The organism is Roseomonas chloroacetimidivorans (assembly GCF_049629625.1).
Classification (GTDB): Bacteria; Pseudomonadota; Alphaproteobacteria; order Acetobacterales; family Acetobacteraceae; genus Roseomonas; species Roseomonas chloroacetimidivorans.
In genome coordinates this window covers 1-1,490 of record NZ_JBNBZS010000263.1, presented here as the reverse complement: position 1 = coordinate 1,490, position 1,490 = coordinate 1, and the positions used below count along the sequence as shown (strand labels likewise).

General features: G+C 65.2%; 1 protein-coding gene. It reads left to right on the top strand.

Annotation, left to right across the window (positions count from 1 at the left end; genetic code table 11):
* A partial coding sequence (locus ACO1BU_RS37280; protein WP_481133272.1) for a phosphoketolase family protein occupies positions 1-1,490 on the top strand: 1,490 nt, incomplete at both ends.

Sequence of the window (1,490 nt, the reverse complement as noted above, 5' to 3'; positions counted from 1 at the left end):
TTCGTCTATCTACACCTGAACCGCATCATCAAGGCGCGCGACCTCAGTATCCTGTTCCTGGCCGGCCCCGGCCATGGTGCGCCGGGCGTCGTGGCCAGTACCTGGCTCGAAGGCACATACAGCGAACTCTACCCAGAAGTGTCCCGGGATGCGGAGGGCATCTGCCGCTTGTTCCGGCAATTCTCATTCCCCGGCGGCATCCCGAGCCACGCCGCGCCGGACACGCCCGGCTCCATTCATGAGGGCGGCGAACTCGGCTACTCGCTCCTCCATGCCTTCGGGGCGGTGCTGGACAATCCCGACCTGATCGCCGCCTGCGTCGTGGGCGATGGTGAGGCGGAAACCGGCCCGCTCGCGACGTCCTGGCATGGCAACAAGTTCATCAATCCGGCGACCGACGGCGCCGTGCTGCCGATCCTGCACCTCAACGGGTACAAGATTGCTAACCCGACAGTCCTGGCGCGGATTATGCCCGAGGAGCTGGTCTCGCTGATGCGGGGCTATGGCTACGAGCCCGTGGTCGTAGAGGGCTCGGAGCCCGAAGCCATGCACCAGGCCATGGCCGCAGCCCTGGACCGAGCCTTCGACGAGATCCGGGCGATCCAGAAGCGTGCCCGCGGCGATGGAGTGTGCGAGCGGCCGCGCTGGCCCATGATCATCCTGCGCAGCCCCAAAGGCTGGACCGGGCCGAAGACCGTCGACGGCCTGAAAACCGAAGGTTTCTGGCGCTCCCACCAGGTTCCCTTCTCCGACATGGCAAAGCCGGGCCATCTCGAGCTGCTGGAGGATTGGATGCGAAGCTATCGCCCAGAGGAGTTGTTCGACGATGCGGGGCGGCTCATGCCCGACATCGCCTCGCTTGCTCCCGAAGGCGAGCGGCGGATGAGCGCGAACCCGCACGCCAATGGTGGCTCGTTGATGCGGCCGCTCCGGCTCCCGGATTTCTGCGACTACGCTGTATCGGTGCGGGAGCCCGGGCGGGCGGAGGCGGAGTCGACCCGCATCATGGGCACCTTCCTGCGGGATGTGATGCGCGCGAACGCCTCGGCACGGAATTTTCGGGTCTTCTCGCCGGACGAGAACAACTCGAACCGCCTCAACGCTGTACTCGAGGCGACGGACCGTGCCTGGGATGCGGCGGTACTGCCAGAGGACGACCACCTCGCCCCCAGTGGCCGGGTGATGGAGATTCTCAGCGAGCACACCTGCCAGGGTTGGCTGGAAGGCTACCTGCTGACCGGACGGCACGGGCTGTTCTCCTGCTACGAGGCCTTCATCCATATCGTGGACTCAATGGTGAACCAGCACGCCAAGTGGCTGAAGAGCGCTCAGGCAATCCCGTGGAGACGACCTATCGCCTCGCTGAACTACCTGCTGACCTCCCATGTCTGGCGCCAGGACCATAACGGCTTCAGCCATCAGGATCCCGGCTTCATCGACCATGTCGTGAACAAGAGGGCGCAGGTGGCGCGCATCTATCTGCCGCCCGA